The 17,009-nt window shown below is 38.6% G+C and carries 12 protein-coding genes; 6 read left to right on the top strand and 6 right to left on the bottom strand.

Features of this window, described 5'->3' with window-relative positions; all coding sequences use genetic code 11:
* Window positions 1–78: 78 nt before the first annotated feature.
* Window positions 79–438, bottom strand: a complete 360-nt coding sequence (locus M2419_RS05370) for a response regulator (protein WP_182330901.1) — start codon at window positions 436–438, stop codon at window positions 79–81.
* Between the two features lie 208 nt (window positions 439–646).
* Between M2419_RS05370 and M2419_RS05365 the strand changes: the two genes are divergently transcribed.
* Window positions 647–1,438: an NIPSNAP family protein gene (locus M2419_RS05365; protein WP_202883723.1), complete on the top strand. Its 792-nt coding sequence runs from the start codon at window positions 647–649 to the stop codon at window positions 1,436–1,438.
* Between the two features lie 13 nt (window positions 1,439–1,451).
* On the opposite strand, the gene M2419_RS05360 is transcribed toward M2419_RS05365, so the two are convergent.
* The 4 genes from M2419_RS05360 to M2419_RS05345 all read right to left on the bottom strand — a co-directional run bounded on the left by M2419_RS05360 (window position 1,452) and on the right by M2419_RS05345 (window position 5,314).
* Window positions 1,452–1,853: a hypothetical protein gene (locus M2419_RS05360; RefSeq protein ID WP_182330902.1), complete on the bottom strand. Its 402-nt coding sequence runs from the start codon at window positions 1,851–1,853 to the stop codon at window positions 1,452–1,454.
* A 205-nt stretch (window positions 1,854–2,058) separates the two neighbouring features.
* Window positions 2,059–2,913: a helix-turn-helix transcriptional regulator gene (locus M2419_RS05355; protein WP_259254444.1), complete on the bottom strand. Its 855-nt coding sequence runs from the start codon at window positions 2,911–2,913 to the stop codon at window positions 2,059–2,061.
* A gap of 139 nt (window positions 2,914–3,052) precedes the next feature.
* The gene (locus tag M2419_RS05350) at window positions 3,053–3,610 is read right to left on the bottom strand and encodes a hypothetical protein (RefSeq protein WP_259254442.1); all 558 of its coding nucleotides are present in this window, start codon (window positions 3,608–3,610) and stop codon (window positions 3,053–3,055) included.
* 165 nt (window positions 3,611–3,775) lie between these two features.
* Window positions 3,776–5,314 carry a glycosyltransferase family 39 protein gene (locus M2419_RS05345; RefSeq protein WP_182330905.1) on the bottom strand — a complete coding sequence of 513 codons (1,539 nt, stop codon included), beginning with the start codon at window positions 5,312–5,314 and terminating at the stop codon, window positions 3,776–3,778.
* Between the two features lie 168 nt (window positions 5,315–5,482).
* Between M2419_RS05345 and M2419_RS05340 the strand changes: the two genes are divergently transcribed.
* From M2419_RS05340 to M2419_RS05330, 3 genes are all read left to right on the top strand, one after another.
* Window positions 5,483–6,409 (top strand): glyoxylate/hydroxypyruvate reductase A, encoded by a 927-nt coding sequence (locus M2419_RS05340; RefSeq protein WP_182330906.1) that lies wholly within the window; start codon window positions 5,483–5,485, stop codon window positions 6,407–6,409.
* 152 nt (window positions 6,410–6,561) lie between these two features.
* On the top strand, window positions 6,562–8,631 hold the full coding sequence (locus M2419_RS05335; protein ID WP_182330907.1) for a M48 family metallopeptidase: 2,070 nt from the start codon (window positions 6,562–6,564) through the stop codon (window positions 8,629–8,631).
* Between the two features lie 118 nt (window positions 8,632–8,749).
* Complete coding sequence (locus tag M2419_RS05330) at window positions 8,750–9,340, top strand: dihydrofolate reductase family protein (RefSeq protein ID WP_088162534.1); 591 nt, start codon at window positions 8,750–8,752, stop codon at window positions 9,338–9,340.
* 52 nt (window positions 9,341–9,392) lie between these two features.
* Here M2419_RS05330 and M2419_RS05325 read toward each other — a convergent pair whose 3' ends face one another.
* Window positions 9,393–9,890, bottom strand: coding sequence for a DinB family protein (locus tag M2419_RS05325; protein ID WP_075993798.1), 498 nt, complete (start codon window positions 9,888–9,890; stop codon window positions 9,393–9,395).
* Between the two features lie 370 nt (window positions 9,891–10,260).
* On the opposite strand from M2419_RS05325, the gene M2419_RS05320 reads away from it, so the two are divergent.
* Window positions 10,261–10,833, top strand: coding sequence for a hypothetical protein (locus tag M2419_RS05320; protein ID WP_259254441.1), 573 nt, complete (start codon window positions 10,261–10,263; stop codon window positions 10,831–10,833).
* Window positions 10,834–10,970: 137 nt separating this feature from the next.
* A complete protein-coding gene (locus tag M2419_RS05315) occupies window positions 10,971–16,970 on the top strand; it encodes an alpha-2-macroglobulin family protein (RefSeq protein WP_259254440.1) in 6,000 nt (1,999 codons plus the stop codon).
* Window positions 16,971–17,009: the final 39 nt, after the last annotated feature.

Genomic DNA, 17,009 nt, shown 5'->3' with positions numbered 1-17,009 from the left:
CTTATGCGCAAGTAGGGGGGCAAAATATAAGTTTCACGAGTAGCATTTCCGTAATGGTCCTGAAATATAAGAATAGAACTACAGTAGTTCAGCTATTCTATTTTCTAAATCTTCTAGATCAAAAGGCTTAGCGAGATAGCTGTCTGCTCCGGCTTGCTGGGCTAGTGTTTCGATATCGGTATTAGCGGATAGATAGATTACAGGGATATTGCGATATAAGGGATGATTTTTGAGCAATCGTGTGGCTTCTACACCGCCTATTTTGGGTATCCAATTGTCCATCAAAATTAAATCAGGATGTACCTCTTCTACTTTTTCGATAATATCATGGGAAGTTTCAGAGACGGCCATATTATAGCCATTTGTTTCGAGGATTATTGTGCATATTTCAAGGACATGTTTATCATCGTCCAACATCAGTATTGTTTTATTTGGCATGTTGTAGTTTTAAAAAAAGGTGGAGCTAAATTAACTAAAAAGCCTTAGGGGAAGCATGGGTAAAATACCGATTCTAGTAAGTAGAAATCCCCATTTTTAGGCTTAATGGAGGATAGTTTTGTGATGAGACGAATCGTCCGAGTTTGAACTTTCAAAATTAATATTATCTTTATTTTCTAATTAATATCCAATTTTGTCCTGAATTATAATGAAAAAATACATTTTTGTTCCCAATTGGCATTTCATATTGCCGCTATTATTTATCATGGCAGGAAATTGTCTGTTCGCTTTTGAGAAATCGAAACAAGCGTATTTTCAATTGAAAGTATATCATTATGAGAACGATGAGCAGGAGAAAGTCATTGACCAGTATCTTGAGTCGGCTTATTTACCGGCATTGCATAAATTGGGATTTAAAGAAATCGGTGTATTTAAACCCTTAGAAAATGCAGTTGGCCAAGATAGATTGGTTTATGTGTTCATCAGTGCTGCTGATCTCAGTTTGCTGGTTAATTTGGATCAGCGGCTGGCCAAAGATCAAAAATACCTGGAGGCTGGAAAGGTTTATATTGAAGCAGGTTATAGCAATCCTCCTTTCAAAAGGTTGGAGACAATATGGATGAAAGCATTTGAAGGAATGCCCAAATCAGCGCTTCCTAAATTATCTGCTGAAAAAAATAAACGCATTTATGAACTACGCAGTTATGAGGCTGCGACGGAGAAACTGTCAATGAATAAGATAGACATGTTCAACAATGGTGAAATCGATATTTTTAATAAGCTAAATTTTAATGCTGTTTTCTATGGACAAGTAATTGCCGGTAGTACGATGCCCAACCTGATGTATTTGACGGCATTCGAAAGTATAGAAGACAGGAATACACATTGGAAAGATTTTGGACCTTTATACAAACCAATGCAGGATTTAACTCAATACCAGAATAACGTATCTAAAAGTATAAAGGTGTTATTGTTTCCTACCGCATATTCCGATATTTAGAATTCGATTTAATTTATTTTTTTCTAACAAATAAATTAAATCTTTTGCACCAGTCAAAAAAGCTGACTAAAGCCTGTCTGTCCAATTTTTCAAAACTGTAAATCTTATGGGGATAGGGGAGGGCATTGGTATAGATGCCTGTATTTGCTAAAACAAGCATAGGGCCATCGCTGTCAATTTTGTCAAAATATTTGCTGATGATTTTATAATGTGTATTAAAAAGTGATTCTACAGCTTCGTTGTTCGGAACGAGGGAGATGGTATAGTCGTAATCTGCATGTTGCATCTTTTGGCAATTGCAGATAATATTTTCGCCAAGGGAAACCTCATTTCCACTGTCCCAAAGAAAATTGGCGACCTCAAAAAATAAATCGTTTTTTACTTGCCCGGCAGGCTCGGCGATGAAATATCTCATTAGTTTTCTCTTTTAATTGCTTTACCTTTTAGAATTCAATTGATTACAGTGAGTTCAATCCCAACGGAGATCAGTAATTCGTCAAAAAGGATTTTGTGCCTTTTTATAATGAAGAACCAATGATCGGGAGCTCGCCGTATTTTATATTACAAAGAAATATTAATCCAGTGGGGTTTAAAAGAGATAAAAGGTGGTAAGTATTGGACTATTCGATGTTTTTGTTCCGGAATGTAAGGGCCGTCATGCCTGTTACTTTTGAAAATAAGCGCGAAAAATAAGGATAATCATCGTAGCCAAGTACGGCAGCAATCTCCTTAACGGATTTACTTGAATGGTATAGCAGCCGTTTTGCTTCCAATACGATACGTTGTTGAATATGATAGGTAACGGGCTTTCCAGTTGCTTTTTTTATGCATTCATTGAGATAAGCTGTTGATATTTTCAATTTCTCGGCATATATTTTTGGCTGTTTATTGATGATAAAATCTTTATCCAACAATGCATTGAACTGTTTTGTAATATGCTCTGCTCTGGACTGTGCATCACTTTTTTTTGATTGTACTAAATACTGTGAAATAATTAGGGCAGCTATCGTGTTACAGCTGTCTTTCATTAACGCAGGATACAGTTTTTCGTGTTTTCTTTCGTTGAGCTTGAGACAGATATCTACCGTTTCCGATAAAATAGTGCATGTTTCTCGATCAATGTTGATCGGAGCGATCGTGTCGATATCTTTTAATGCATTTATGTAATCCGAATTTAGGTTTTCTACACTGATCATCAGGACACTAAACGTACTGTAATCCATTGCTATTCCCCGGTGTACCTGATAGGGCTGGATGATCATAACGGAAGAGGGGCCTAATCTGTGTTGTTGAAAATCTATTTCAAATATTCCATTTCCCTCTTCGAGTATAAAAAATAGATAGAAATCATCGCGATGTGCTTGACTTATTTGGTCAAGCTCTAAATTTCTAACAGCATTCTTTTTTATCAATATTCCTAAATTAAAATCATTCGGAAATGAATTTAGTGGTATAGTGTGACTCTTTTGCTGCATTTTTCTTAATGATCGATATGTACTGGATGATCCAACAACTGAATGTCTCAAAAAGGATCGCCCTTGTTAAGTGATCATTGTTGTCAAAAAGCTTCCTGTGTTTCAACGCTGGTTAGTTGATTGGAAAGCACGGTCAAATTTAAACATTTGTCAAGATAGTGAGTATATTTTTTCTATATTCGGGGTCTTTTTCGCGGAGTTCCAGGATCTTGTTTTTTAAATCCACATTGACATACCATTCCGCGTAAAGGTTCTTTTCATTTGCACCGTCGAAGAAAACTTTAGCTTTAATATAATCTTCATCAAAATGCTCTGGTCGTCCGCTGACAATAAATGCGGTGGAACCGACGCTATCTTGCATATTACCTAGCGTACCATCTATTTGAAATAGGCTATGTAGGGCCCTGGTAAAATTGTCGCTTATTTTACCTATCGAATAGAAGTTAACTCCTTCACGGTAAAATCTTTTTTTATCAACCTCAGTGTCTACAATTCCCAATTTCATATCGGGTCGAAAGGCTATTGCTAGGCCTACTGTCTCTCTACCCCAAAGCCCCTTTGCCTGAACGATATGATGTTCGTCGTCGTCCTTCCAATATTTTGTTACTGTCAATTGTAAATCCACAAAATCATCGTCTTCGCTAACATCAATTTGCTTCAGATTACCCTGTCCCTTCAAAAAATTCAAAAATCGCATAAATATCTTATTAATATGGTATTAAGCCCCAGTAGTCGCTACGGTGCTGGCGGTATTACGGCGAGCATGACTAGGTGGGAAGCTTTGGCTAAGTATATTAAAGATAATAAATATTTTATATAAAAAAAGCGCTCAGTTAACCTTAAAGGCTTAAAAGTTGCCAATTTATAAAGGAAGATTCTTTTCCTTTTTTTCTGATTCTACTTCATTTGAAACCCGTTCATTTATATTAATTTTAGCGTTGATAAAAGAGAAGATCATTGTTCCATGTTCCCGGGCGTAGCTATTTGTGATGGAGTCTGCTACCATTGACTGCGTAAATAAGGGACTGGTTGTTTTTAGTTCAGTTTCACGCTCCCAACGGTTCTTGACACGGATCAAATTGCGGTATTTTTTACTCAGATCAAACCAATTGATATAATCGGCATTGAATGAAACAGCTCTAATTCCAAGTTTGGAATAGTAATTTATAGCACCTGCCTGTCCATAATTGTCGCAAAGAACGAGTGTATTTTGACGGTCAGGAATCTGACGATAAACACTGTCCACTTTGCGGGCAAGCTCCTTCCAACCTAGCATATCCGCGAAGTCTTGTGGAAGAGGGTGTTCTTCACCGTCTTCCCAGGTTAACATGCCATATTTCCTGTATTTTTCCGGATGGTCTACAAAGTACGCTGGATTGCGGTTGGGAAAAGCAATGTCGTAGATGGGAAGAAACAGGATGACTGTTAAAGTGATCAAGATAGGCTTTAGAATTTTACCAGTATTGTTTTTCAGCAGTGAGGAAATATAGATTGCACCGAAAGCAAAATAGATTGGATAAATGCCAATAGCATAATAATCCTTGGCTCTTAGCAATAAGAAAATACCAATGGTACTAAAAAATGACCAGAAGAATAGGCGATAAGGTTTAAATGCGGGATATTTCAACAAGGCATATAAACCGAAAATTATAACAGGGAAAGTCCCGAAGAAAAACAAAAACTGAGAACGGACAAAGCTCCACCGATTGACGTGGACGAGTTGCGTGGCCTGAAGCTCTTTAAAATGAGAGAATACTGGAAAATTATTTTGATACTGCCATATTAAATTCGGTAAGATGATAAGTATAGCGATGAGTAAACTACCATATAATTTTCGTTCCGTAAACACTTTCCGTTCGGGCACGAGTGCAAGAGCTGGAACTAAACCTAGAATAAGAAATACGACGTTATATTTATTCAAAAAACCGATAGCAAATACAACAGCAATATAAATTAGCCATTTCGATTGTTGGCTGTTCAAATATCGTATAATGAGGTAGTATATGGAAGTCCAGCACAATACATCTAAAGAATTTGGCTGATATAAGCCATTCAGACGGAAGAGAACGGAAAACATGATGCAGCAACTGCCAAATACAAGTGCAAAGAGGTTTCCTTTCAACGCTTCTATAGTTTTCCAGACAATTAGAATTGTTAAGGCTCCGTACAATGCGGGGAAAAATTTGATCCAGAATTCGGAATTTCCGGTTATTTTGATCAGATAGGAGGTCCAGGAGGTCAGAGGGGGAACCGAGAGGTAGCCCCAGGCCAAGTGATTCGCTTGATCGAGATGTAGAAATTCGTCACGTTGTAATTCGTAGATCGGACTAATCAACTGATATTGAATGATGAATTTTAACAGGATGAGACCGATTAGGATAAGTCGATGTTTAAGTGCCATCTAATGTTTGATTATGGTTGTCTTCCGCCAATTTACGATTAAAATAAATTCAAATTAAGTCATTTTAATAATCATCTATTGCTGCGGATCTATGGGGATCGGTGATTTCTGTGAAGAAATCAAATGCTGGTCTATTCTAAAATGTTATTTTCGTATAAAAAAGAGATTATGAGCATAGCTTTGCTACTGAATACTGCTAGGGCAGAAGAATGGAAGGTCGAGATCACTAAACATTTACCTGATGTTAAGGTGGAGATATATCCCGAAATAGAAAATTATGATGCGGTAGAATTTGCACTTTGTTGGAAGCCTGATGCTAATTACTATACTCATTTTCCTAATTTAAAAGTTATTCAGTCGGGAGGAGCGGGGATAGATCATTTATTCCCAAATAAGATTCCTTCAACGCTCCATATCTGTAGGATAATAGATCCAATGCTGAAAAGCGATATGTTTGAGCATATTTTGACCTGTTTGATGCATGCAATGAAGAACTTTTCGATGTATGCTACAGCAAAGGAACAACAGCTTTGGCAACCATTAGTATATAAATCCATTGGTGAAACCAGTGTAACAATTTTAGGCTTAGGTGAGATTGGAGGCTATGTTGCCGAGAGGCTGGTTCAGTTGGGGTTTCTAGTAAAAGGATGGTCCAATTCCCCTAAAGCGCTTCCAGGGGTAGTTTCTTTCTCGGGACAGGAAGGACTTAAGGCGGTTGTGGAAAATAGTGGTTTTGTTGTCAATATTTTACCCCTGACCGATGCTACAAGAGGAATTCTAGATCATAACCTTTTTAAATTGTGTACGAATGGAATTGTCCTCATAAACGTTGGTAGAGGTGATCATCTCGTTGAAAATGAGCTGCTGGCGGCTATTGATAAGGGGCAGATTGCCCAAGCTTACCTCGATGTCTTTCACCTGGAACCGCTGCCAAAAGATCATCCATTTTGGTCCTGTTCTTCTATTTTTATAACACCGCATGTCGCAAGTCGAACCAATATCAGTTCGTCGGTTTTACAGGTAGTAGACAATTATAAACGAATGATTCGGGGGGAGGTTTTACTGAATGAAGTTTCTTTGGAAAAAGGTTATTAATGATAATATCCCCTTTAAGGGGCTAATGATAATGTACTCTGATGTGTAAATTGGGTGTGTTTTTTTGTTTCTGATTTTTTGTAAACTTATAAGCAAATGGATTTTATTTTTTAGATTTATATAGTCAATTATCCTTGCTTTATTAACGGTTTATGAACGTACAAGTATCTACAAACTTTAGAAAACACGCGCGTAAAACAATTTTATCTATTGTTGTTTTTGCGGTTACTTATGTTATTCTGCTACTCTTGGCAATAGGTATTACTGTTGGTTTTACTTTATTGGGACTATTGATATTCACTGCCAAGCCCATGTTTTTAACCGCAGTATTATGTTTGGGCTTACTCGCTACAGGTCTGACTATACTATTCTTTTTATTAAAATTTGTTTTTGCGTCAACAAAAGTTGATACGGGGCATCTTACACAGATATATGAGAGCGACGAACCACAGTTATTCGCACTTATTCATGAGGTGGTAAAGGAAGTTGACACAAGCTTTCCAAAGAAAATTTTTCTATCACATGATGTCAATGCATCTGTATTCTATGACTCTAGTTTTTGGAGCATGTTTTTACCCATTAAGAAAAATCTTCAGATTGGTGTGGGGATGGTGAATGCAGTTACTCAACAGGAACTAAAGGCTATTCTTGCACACGAGTTTGGCCACTTCTCACAAAAAAGCATGAAAGTGGGTAGCTATGTTTATCATGTTAATCAGATTATCTACAATATGCTGTATAAGAATGAATCGCTGGATAATATGTTTGGTAAATGGGGTAACATCAGTGGGTACTCTGCTATTTTTATTGGTATATCGATGTTTATTATTCAACAGATTCAGCATATTTTGAAGCATCTTTATGAATATGTAAATCTCAATTATTTGGCGTTATCAAGAGAGATGGAATTTCATGCGGATGAAATTGCGGCACATGTTGCTGGTTCCCAGGCTTTGGCTGACTCGCTCTTACGTTTGGGGTTTGCAAACCATGCACTAAATAATGTACTTACTTTCTATGATAATAAATTTTCTGAAAATATCCGTAGTCGTAATATTTATCCAGAGCATCGTTGTGTCATGCTCTTGTTTGCGGAACGCAATAGATATCAAGTGCGAAATGGCTTTCCCCAGATCGAATTGGCGACTTTAAAAAAATATGATAAATCGAAGTTAAATCTTGAAGATCAGTGGTCGTCTCATCCATCGGATGAAGATCGGGTAAAAGCATTACAGAAACTTAATATTGTCAAGCAAGAAGCCAACAACGCACCTGCTATTGAATTACTAGCTAATCGTGCTGCCGTAGCAAACCAAATTTCGGATAAGTTGTTTGCGCAGGTACAGTATCAACAGCCTCCATCACTGTTAGAAATAACGTCTTTCAGTGATGATTTTGAAAGTCGAATGAACAAGTATGCTGTTGATCAAAGATTCAATGATTTCTATGACTACAATCATCCTGTGCGAAAAGGTGAAACTCCAATTTTTCAGGGACAGTCAAAGCCGACTTTTGATGAGTTATTTGCCGATAGTAGAGTTGATACACTGTATGAACTTAATAGTCTGAAAAATGATAAATATGTCGTTGAAGCAATCAGTAAAGGCGAATTAAAATTAAAGTCCTTTGACTATGACGGTATAAAATATCGAGCTGCAGATGCCATCGAATTACTAAAGAAAATTGAAGACACTATTGTAGATACGGAGCATAAAATTAGCGACTACAACCAGCAGATCCATTCTTATTTTGCACACTTGGCTGATACGCAAGGGATGTGTGAAGAGTTTGAACGAAGATATTATGATTTTGCTTTTTTCGACAAGAATTATGAGGAGGCACAAGAACTTTATGCTCACATGACGGAGAATACCCGGTTTATATTTCAGACTTTGCCCTTCGCTGATATTGAGGCAAGGTTGCAAGACGTCAAACGTAGGGAAGGAGAATTAAAAAAGAAACTGGCAACGCTTATGGCGCTTCCCGGTAGTAAGGATGAATTGGACGATACGTTGCTTACTTCATTGGACACGTATATCAACAGGGATTTAATATATTTTAATGTAGATCATTATAACGAGGATAATCTTCAAATTCTTTTTAATGCGCTATCGGCCTATAAAAAGTTATTGGATGATCAGCATTTCGCGAAGAAAAAGCACTATTTGAATTTTATGCTTACCCTTGAGGAAGGTAAAGGACAGAGAAAAGAACTGTCGTAAATGCCCTTGTATATTGACGGTTTGTCCCCGCTGTACGTCGATTGAAATGGTTTATTTTTGATAGACAGTAACCCAGTTTTGAATTGGATTTGTTTTATTAAATATTAAACTTTTTGTTATGCGGAAATTAATAATGAAAATGTCTGTTTCCATCGATGGATTTGTTGCGGGTATCCACGGTGAACTTGATTGGATGTTTAAAAGTGGCGATGATCATTCTAGCGCATGGGTTTTAAATATTTGTGAATCTGCCGGCGTTCATCTAATGGGTCGAAAGACCTTTGAAGTAATGGCTTCCTATTGGCCTGCTTCAACAAATCCTTTTGCGGCAGCAATGAATGAAATCCCTAAAGCGGTCTTTACAAAAAAGGGCTATCATCCCAAAACAGAAGATTTTGCTCACAATGCTAAGCTTCCTGCGCATTCCTCTTGGATGAATGCCCGGGTTTTTGATGCAGGTCTCATTGAAGGAATTAAAGAATTAAAAGCGGAGTCAGGGAAGCCACTATTGGCTCATGGAGGAGCTGAATTTATGCGAAGTTTAATTGAAACCGGATTAATTGACGAATATCATCTGATCACACATCCAATTGCATTGGGTACTGGGCTGCCTATATTCGACGGTCTTTCTAGATTTCTCGATCTAAAGCTCGTGAATGTGCAAGTTTTTCCAGGTGGTGTTGTCGCACATACATATTGTCCGGCGTAGAATGAAAATACGACATATAGATGTCGTATTTTTCATTCCAGCAGCTAGCTTTTTAGAAATTCTGTGAATCGGCAGAGGGGCCATAACTTGCTGGAAGGGGAATATCATTGAGTCTATAATAAACACCTAATTGTGCCCTGTGATGTGTAATCTGGTTTAATGAGTGACGAATAGCACCGTATTTGCTCCAGCTTGCCAGTTCATGGCCATCATTTTTGATGGTCCAGCTTGGAATCAAGTCTTCTTCCTTAGCTGTTTCTAAAGCATTTTTTCCTGCTTCGTAATCTTCGTCCAATTTTTTTAAGAGATCATCCCGGGTCAATAGACTTGTGGGTACATAAGCACTTTTGGCAAAGTCAAGTTCTGAAGTCTTTAAAATGGTACTAGGCCATTCGAACACTTCGACTAAGTGGGTTGCCAGACGCATCATTTTCATGCTTTTTTCATGTGGGACATATTCATTCTTGCCTTCAGGGAAAAGTGCAATAAAGTTTTTTGTAATTTGATACTCATTCGCTAATTCTTCTTTTAATTGTGGTAATGTTTCCATGTTTTTTTACTGTAATAATTTAAAATTCGATTAGTTATCCTACTAATAGCCTTTGATCTGGAATTGTTTTCTCGTTTAGTATTTCTTTTCCTTCTAAGGTTAAACAAAGATATAATCACTATGTGACAGCTATGTGTCAGTATGAATTGGATGAATCATCTATTTATGATAAAAATAAAATAGTGGCAGTTCTTATTATCTCATGTTGTTGAAAACTTGGACTGCAAAGACTCGAATAGTTGTTTTTTATAACGTTTATTTAAGCAAGCGCTGCAAATAATAAAGCAGGTCAAGCGAATTGTAAAAAGGGTGAAAAAGAGTATATAGACTAAGTATATTTGATTGGTAATTAATTAAATAAAATAGAATTATGGGAAATAAGAAAGCAATATTCACTTTTGTAGGCCTGGTATTGGTTGCAGTAATTGGTATTGGTATATGGGCTTACCGTCTTTTGGGAAATATGGAGGCGGATCAGGAAAAAACAGAACAATTATCTTCCCGAATTTTAGCTGGTTTTGGCGATCATACCGCTATTTATAAATATCCAGTACAATTGTCCGCAGTAGACTGGGGGAAGAGCTGTCTAATTCTTGAAAATGGCGGTCCCGGTGATTTGGGAATAACTTATAAGGAAAAATGGAACGAGGCATTGGGAACAGTAGATAATTATCCCGGTGATGCTGTCAAAGGCATTGTTATGATAGCGATGGACATGCAGGAAAAAGGAGAGTACGTCAATAAGATCGGTCAAAAAGATAAAGCTTATCAGCGCAATTATATTATTAGCTATGTAGATCTCGACAAGAAGGTAGTCATCGCCCGCGATACCCTATATGGTGAGGAGCCGCCTTTGGTCAATCGATCCTCCGGTTCGGGAGCAGGTGACTTTCCCTCGGACACTGAAGTTATAGATTCAATCAAAGGTAGGTTGAAATTGTAATTTTTTTTTCTCCATTTATGGAATTTCGATATTCTTCGCATCCCTGCACGAAAGTTGAAGTGCCGGATGAAAGAATCTAGTACTTGGCTTTAGGTAAATTTATCTATTTTTAAAAGAATTTAGCCAGTATCTTAAACATGAAATGGAAATCAATTGTTGTCTGCTTTTTAGCTGTTCTGTATTCTGTGGTCCTTTGTGGGCAATCGAACTTATTCAATAGCCCGCGTGGATCTGTTGACTATTATATTTATAAACTGAGCCCAGAAGTTTTAAGAAAAATTCACTTGGGAGAAAAGAAATTCGATGAAGCTATGCTCAGCGATTTTTTTCTTAAGTATAAGGCCGGAAGTCCGCAGCCGACTTTGCCCCCTGGTAATTATGTTCAGGTCCGCGCCAGTGGAGCTGATCTCATTTATCAGGAGTTGATTAGTGATAACCTATATGTCAAGATTATTCCGGCAGAAATTTTTGCGATTTGTCTATACGATTCTCTGGGAACGATTATAAAAGATGCGCAAGTAAAAGTGAAGGGACGTCGCATGTCATTCGATAAGAAGTTTCATTATTATAAAGCTGCCAATGCAAATAGTGACGATATCGTCACTATTGAACATAAGGGTGTCTATCATTACCTGAGTGTAGAACGGAGTTGGCCTTACAAAGAAAAGGTTCCATTATGGAGAGGAATCAAAAATAGCTGGCTTAGAACAAAGTTTAAGATTAAGAGGTTCTTTCATAAACAAGAAACTGAACGGACAGAAAGCTTTATGGTTTTTAACAAGCCAATGTATAAGCCAAATGAGCAGGTTAAATTTAAAGCTTATCTTGAGGAAGAAAAATGGAAACCTTACCGTGATTCTATTGCCGTACGTCTGACAGGTGGGTATGGATATGCCAAAGATACCGTTTTGGCCCGACTTGCTCCCTATCGTCCAGGAATGTACAACTTTGCATTTGATTTGAAGGGGATTGGCCTTATCCTTGATAAAGATTATGGGATTTCTTTAGAATCTACAAAAGCCAAAGACGTCTTGCAGCATCAGTCTTTCCGATATGAAGACTATGAGTTAAAAAGCCTAAGCTTTAATATGACGTCCGAAAAGACGAAATATGCTAAAGGAGACAGTGTGCGACTGAAACTAAAAGCTTTAAATGAAAATGAAATGCCCATATATGATGGGAAAGTAGATGTGCGTGTTGTGACAAGTCCACTTTATACGCTTGATATAAAGTCCAATAAGGTCAATTTTATTCCAGATACATTATGGCAAACGAGCGTTTCGCTCGCAGATGTCGCGGAAAAGGAAATTGTATTACCTGATTCAATCTTTCCGGCTGACATAGGTCTTACATTTCGGGTTATTGGCACCTATCTAAGTTCGGATAATGAAAGAATTGAACGAAGTCTCGACCTCAATATACTCAACAGCGAAAAAGAAATTCGTATTGCTGTAAAAGACGGGCATGCAGAGCTGAAGTATTTCGAAAAAGGTGTTGCGATGTCAGCAACTGCTCAGCTAATGATATTAGGTGAACATCGTGAAGTGCTGAAGACTGAAAATTTGAGTTTACCTAATTTGGTTTCTATACCTTGGCAGGCCGAAGAAATTGTTGTCAAGTCGAATGGATTCAGTAAAAACGTTTATCTGGAGGATCAAGAGCAGGCACAACTGAATTATCGGTTTTATCGAACTACGGATTCGGTGATATTGCATGTCAATAATCCCGCTATGATTCCATTTTGGTATCGTGTCTATCGTGCTGGTCGTACGATTGCTTCGGGTTATAATACCAAATTAAATAGTACATTTTTAGCTCGGGGAAAAGACGGGTATAGCATGGAAATCACCTATCTTTTCGGAGGAAAATCAAAAGTTATCCAGGAAGAATTACCCTATGTGGAGAAAAATTTAAATTTGGCAGTCAACACGGCGACGACAGTTTATCCGGGGCAGAAGGCTGATGTAGAACTTTCGGTTACGGATAAGAATGGTAAACCGTTGAAGGATGTTGATATTACGGCCTATGGTTTTACCTCAAAATTTAGGTCAGCAACCACTCCAAATATTACTATGGGTGGTCTGATGCGAAGGGCAAGAGTCTCACAAAATCTTAATTTTAGTTTGGATGATGATGAGAAGGTTCATCAGGGAGCTCTTCAAAATTGGGCAAAATGGTCTAAAGACATGCAGTTGGATACGATGGCTTTTTATCGGTTTTTATATCCCAAAGATTATTATCAGGAGTCTCTTCCTCTAGATGCTGTCAAGAGCCAGATTTCCCCTTATGTCGTTGTAAATGGTGTAGTGCAGGGGATACATTTAGTTTGGATAGACGGTGTACTGACTTATGCTAAACAAGACCAACAAAATAACAATACTATTTTTGAAGTTTCTCCGGGGCAGCATGATTTTAGATTTAGGACCAAGGATCGCGACATTCGTGTAAATGGCTTTTATCTTGAAAAAGGGAAAAAGGTCATTGTTTCCTTTAATGCCTCGCAGGATACAATTGGTTTTACCTACCCCGAAAAAGCATTCAGCAAAGGCCAGATTTTGGTTTACCGATTACCTAAAGAAGAACGTGGTAAGCTCTACACTAACGAATTGACTGAATTGAAGCGCCAGTTGATTACAGTAACCAACAATTTTGGAGCCTGGCAATTACCCAATAATAATGCATTGATTGTGATGCCTGCATATATCCAGACAGCGGGAGATCTCTACTACCTCAATCCCGTAAGAAAAACTGTTTACGATAACCGGTTGCGGACACAGGTTCCCGTACCCCTGATGGTGGGACCATTTCCAAGGACAGAAATGTATAACGGTGTGTCCAAAATAGGTACGCTTATGGTTGACACAGCGAAAATTGGACGTTTTGAAATTGAGGGAGGCTATCAATATAGCATCTATAAAAATTACCAAAAGCAAAAAAGCTGGGATGGCAATCCTTTGCGGATTGATCTGTATGATTTTAAGCCAAATTTGGATTTTCAGGAGAGGGTATGGACCTTGGAGGATATCAAGGCAAATGTAGAACGTACTTTCCAAGAGACCATGCAGAATAGCACGGGACCTGCACAATTTGCTACGGTGAAAAAAGGAAAAAAAGACGCTATTTTTAAATTGAATTTAACTCTGGGCAATGATGCTGCACAAAAAGGGATTCGACCTGCATTGATCTTTATTGAACCGACGAATGTAGAGGAGAGAATGTATTTTCGACTGTTTTACGGTGGGCATCGAACTTTTGGAGATCTTCCGGTCGGCGATGTTACTTTGCATATTGTAAAGGATGATTCAACTTCTTTTAGTTTACCAATCAAACTCAAGGCCAATGGGATGAATTATCTCAGACTGGATTCTATTCAATGGAGCAATGCATCCCAAGCGGCGAGATTGGCTTACAAACTTGTACGCGATGAAATTATTGTGCGTACCGTGGAAAATCCATTGCGGGATTCTATAAGACATGGGCAAGAGATTGATCCGCAGCTCAAAAAAATAGACCGAGAAGATTTTAGAGCGAAAAGAAAGAATAATAAGGTCGCAAGGATTTTGGTTTACGATGGTGATACGCCATTAATTGGGGCTAAGGTGAGTGTTTCGGATACCAAAAAACGATATTTCGCAAGCTTTGACGGTAGTTTGGAACTTGAGCTCTCCGATGACAAAAATACGCTACTTGAGATTGCTGCTTTAGGGTACAATACAGCTACAGTCAAAGTCTCCAGTGGCAAAGATTATTTCGTTGAGTTAAAGCCAAGCGAAAATCAATTGGATGAAGTTGTTGTTGTGGGGTATGGCGTCCAAAAAAGGCAATCATTGACTGCGGCAGTGAAATCGATCAATGCTAGGATGGATGGGGTGACTACGGCTATGTTGCAGGGGGCTGTAGCAGGGATTCGTATTCGTGGCGCTGCTAGTCCGGCTCCCAATGAAAAACCATTGATTTTAGTAGACGGAGTCCCCTTTGAAGGTGATATTTCAAGTCTTGATCCATCGACTATCGCGTCATTGAATGTGATTAAAGATCAATCTATGCTTGGATTGTATGGTGCTCGGGCCGCCAACGGCGTGGTGATGGTTCAGATGAAAGCTGGAGCTTCTGCGGCATCGACAGGTGCTGTGGATATGCCCTATTTGGAATCTGGAAATACGATGCGCGTGAACTTCCGCGATGATGCATTCTGGCAGCCAAAGCTAACTACCGATGCTCAGGGAAAAGCTAATTTTGAAGCGACCTATCCGGATGATATTACCAATTGGCGAACATTCTTTATTGCTAAAGGAAATAAAAATTTCGCCGACATGAAAGAGCTAAATGTCAAATCTTTTAAAGCTGTTTCGGCACATTTGTCGAGTCCCCGATTTGCCATCAGAGGTGATCAGTTTACAGCCATGGGACGGGTTGTCAATTATCTTAGCGACAGCTTACAGCTCTTGCGTACCATCAATAATGGACTAACAACGCAGGAGGCAAAGTTGAAAATTGCGAAGTCCTATCGGGATCCTATATCGGTTATTGCCGATAAGGGGGACAGCATCCAACTTGCTTATTCGATCGGATTGTCAAATGGATATTTTGATGGTGAAAAACGTAGCATTCCGATTTTTGAAAAGGGGCTTGAACAACATGAAGGAGATTTTAAAGTGCTCAACAGTACCGCAGAGTATTTGCTAAAAACTTCTCCTGCGCTAGGCGAAATCACCTTGCATGCCGAAGCAAATTCGTTGGAATTTTTACAACGGGAAATCGAATCGATCGATCGTTACAAATTTCTATGCAATGAACAGATGGCTTCCAAATTGAGCGCGTTACTTTCTAAAAAAGAGCTCGCAAAATTGATCGGAAAGCCCTTTACAGAGGATAAGAAAATAAAGGATCTTTTGAAGGAGTTACAGAAAAACAAAAATTCCAATCAGGGCTGGGGCTGGTGGAACAAGAGTGAAACCGAGAGCTGGATCAGCAACTATGTGATCGGGGTACTGTTGGATGCCCGAGAAGCAGGATACCAGGTTGAGATCGATACGGAGATCTATGCAGAACGTGAAAAGACCATGTTGAAAAGCAGCTTGGCTTCGCTGGATCTTCTATTGGATAAAGATAAGCTTCACGGGGCCAAAGAGAATTTGTTTGGCTCCCTGGTATATCTGCTCCGCTTGGATCCTAAAACCGATTACAAAGATTATTTCTTCGAAATTGATACAAAACTGAAAAGTAAAACCATTAAGGATAAACTGTTGAAATATCTATTGATTTCAAAACTGGGTCTTAAGGATTCACATGCTGCAGATACCGTTCTTAAATACTCCTCAAAGGCTATCTTAGGTGGGTTATATTGGACTTCTGGAGCTGCAACAGATCAGAAAGGCGGATTTTTTATGCGACCTACGGAAACCAATACCGAGAATACACTGTTGGCTTATGGTGTCTTAAAATCAATTGGCGGTCATGATTCGGATTTAGAAAATATCCGTAATTACTTTTTCGCGCAGCGGCAGCAAAACCAATGGTATAATATCTACGAATCTTCGCGTATCATACGAAGTATTCTTCCTGATTTACTGAAAGAGGGTGAGTCTTTCCAGGCACCGGTTATGGTCATCAATGGCAAACGCGTCACTACATTTCCGTATACGCAAAGCTTTAAGTCGGATGAACAGATTAAAGTGAGGAAAGAAGGGACGGGGCCGGCTTTTGTGACAGCCTATCAAAATTTTTGGAATCCAGATCCTGTCATAGAAAAAGAAAAGGGCCTTGCCGTGGCAACGCGATTTAAGGACAATGGTGCTACGGTAGCGGCGCTCAAGGAAGGAAAGCCTGTAAAACTTGAAGCAAGCGTAACTTTAACTGGTGAAGCTGAGTATGTGCAGATCGAAGTTCCTATACCGGCGGGATGTTCTTATGAAACCAAAACCAATGGATACTATAGAATCGAGGCACACCGGGAGCATTTCAAAGATCGTGTTGTCATTTTTTGCAATAAACTGGGGAAAGGTGCGCATACCTTTGAGATCGAACTTTTACCTCGTTATACCGGGACTTATACTGTCAACCCCGCGAAGGCTGAATTAATGTATTTCCCGACATACTATGGAAACGAGAAAATGAAAGAAATCGTGGTGGAGTAAATATGCTTTTACAAAAAAAGGGACTTATCACATGATAAG

This window comes from Sphingobacterium sp. BIGb0116, from assembly GCF_024808035.1.
Lineage (GTDB): Bacteria > Bacteroidota > Bacteroidia > Sphingobacteriales > Sphingobacteriaceae > Sphingobacterium > Sphingobacterium paramultivorum.
Note: the sequence above shows the minus strand (reverse complement) of the source record. Positions and strands in the feature narration are given on the sequence as shown.

Bases quoted from the DNA above. Each gene is read 5' to 3' on its own strand.
- M2419_RS05325 (WP_075993798.1), bottom strand. From the start codon at position 9,890: ATGGAAACATTACCACAATTAAAAGAAGAATTAGCGAATGAGTATCAA.
- M2419_RS05320 (WP_259254441.1), top strand. From the start codon at position 10,261: ATGGGAAATAAGAAAGCAATATTCACTTTTGTAGGCCTGGTATTGGTT.
- M2419_RS05345 (WP_182330905.1), bottom strand. From the start codon at position 5,314: ATGGCACTTAAACATCGACTTATCCTAATCGGTCTCATCCTGTTAAAA.
- M2419_RS05360 (WP_182330902.1), bottom strand. From the start codon at position 1,853: ATGAGATATTTCATCGCCGAGCCTGCCGGGCAAGTAAAAAACGATTTA.
- M2419_RS05340 (WP_182330906.1), top strand. From the start codon at position 5,483: ATGAGCATAGCTTTGCTACTGAATACTGCTAGGGCAGAAGAATGGAAG.
- M2419_RS05335 (WP_182330907.1), top strand. From the start codon at position 6,562: ATGAACGTACAAGTATCTACAAACTTTAGAAAACACGCGCGTAAAACA.
- M2419_RS05370 (WP_182330901.1), bottom strand. From the start codon at position 438: ATGCCAAATAAAACAATACTGATGTTGGACGATGATAAACATGTCCTT.
- M2419_RS05350 (WP_259254442.1), bottom strand. From the start codon at position 3,610: ATGCGATTTTTGAATTTTTTGAAGGGACAGGGTAATCTGAAGCAAATT.
- M2419_RS05365 (WP_202883723.1), top strand. From the start codon at position 647: ATGAAAAAATACATTTTTGTTCCCAATTGGCATTTCATATTGCCGCTA.
- M2419_RS05355 (WP_259254444.1), bottom strand. From the start codon at position 2,913: ATGCAGCAAAAGAGTCACACTATACCACTAAATTCATTTCCGAATGAT.
- M2419_RS05330 (WP_088162534.1), top strand. From the start codon at position 8,750: ATGCGGAAATTAATAATGAAAATGTCTGTTTCCATCGATGGATTTGTT.
- M2419_RS05315 (WP_259254440.1), top strand. From the start codon at position 10,971: ATGAAATGGAAATCAATTGTTGTCTGCTTTTTAGCTGTTCTGTATTCT.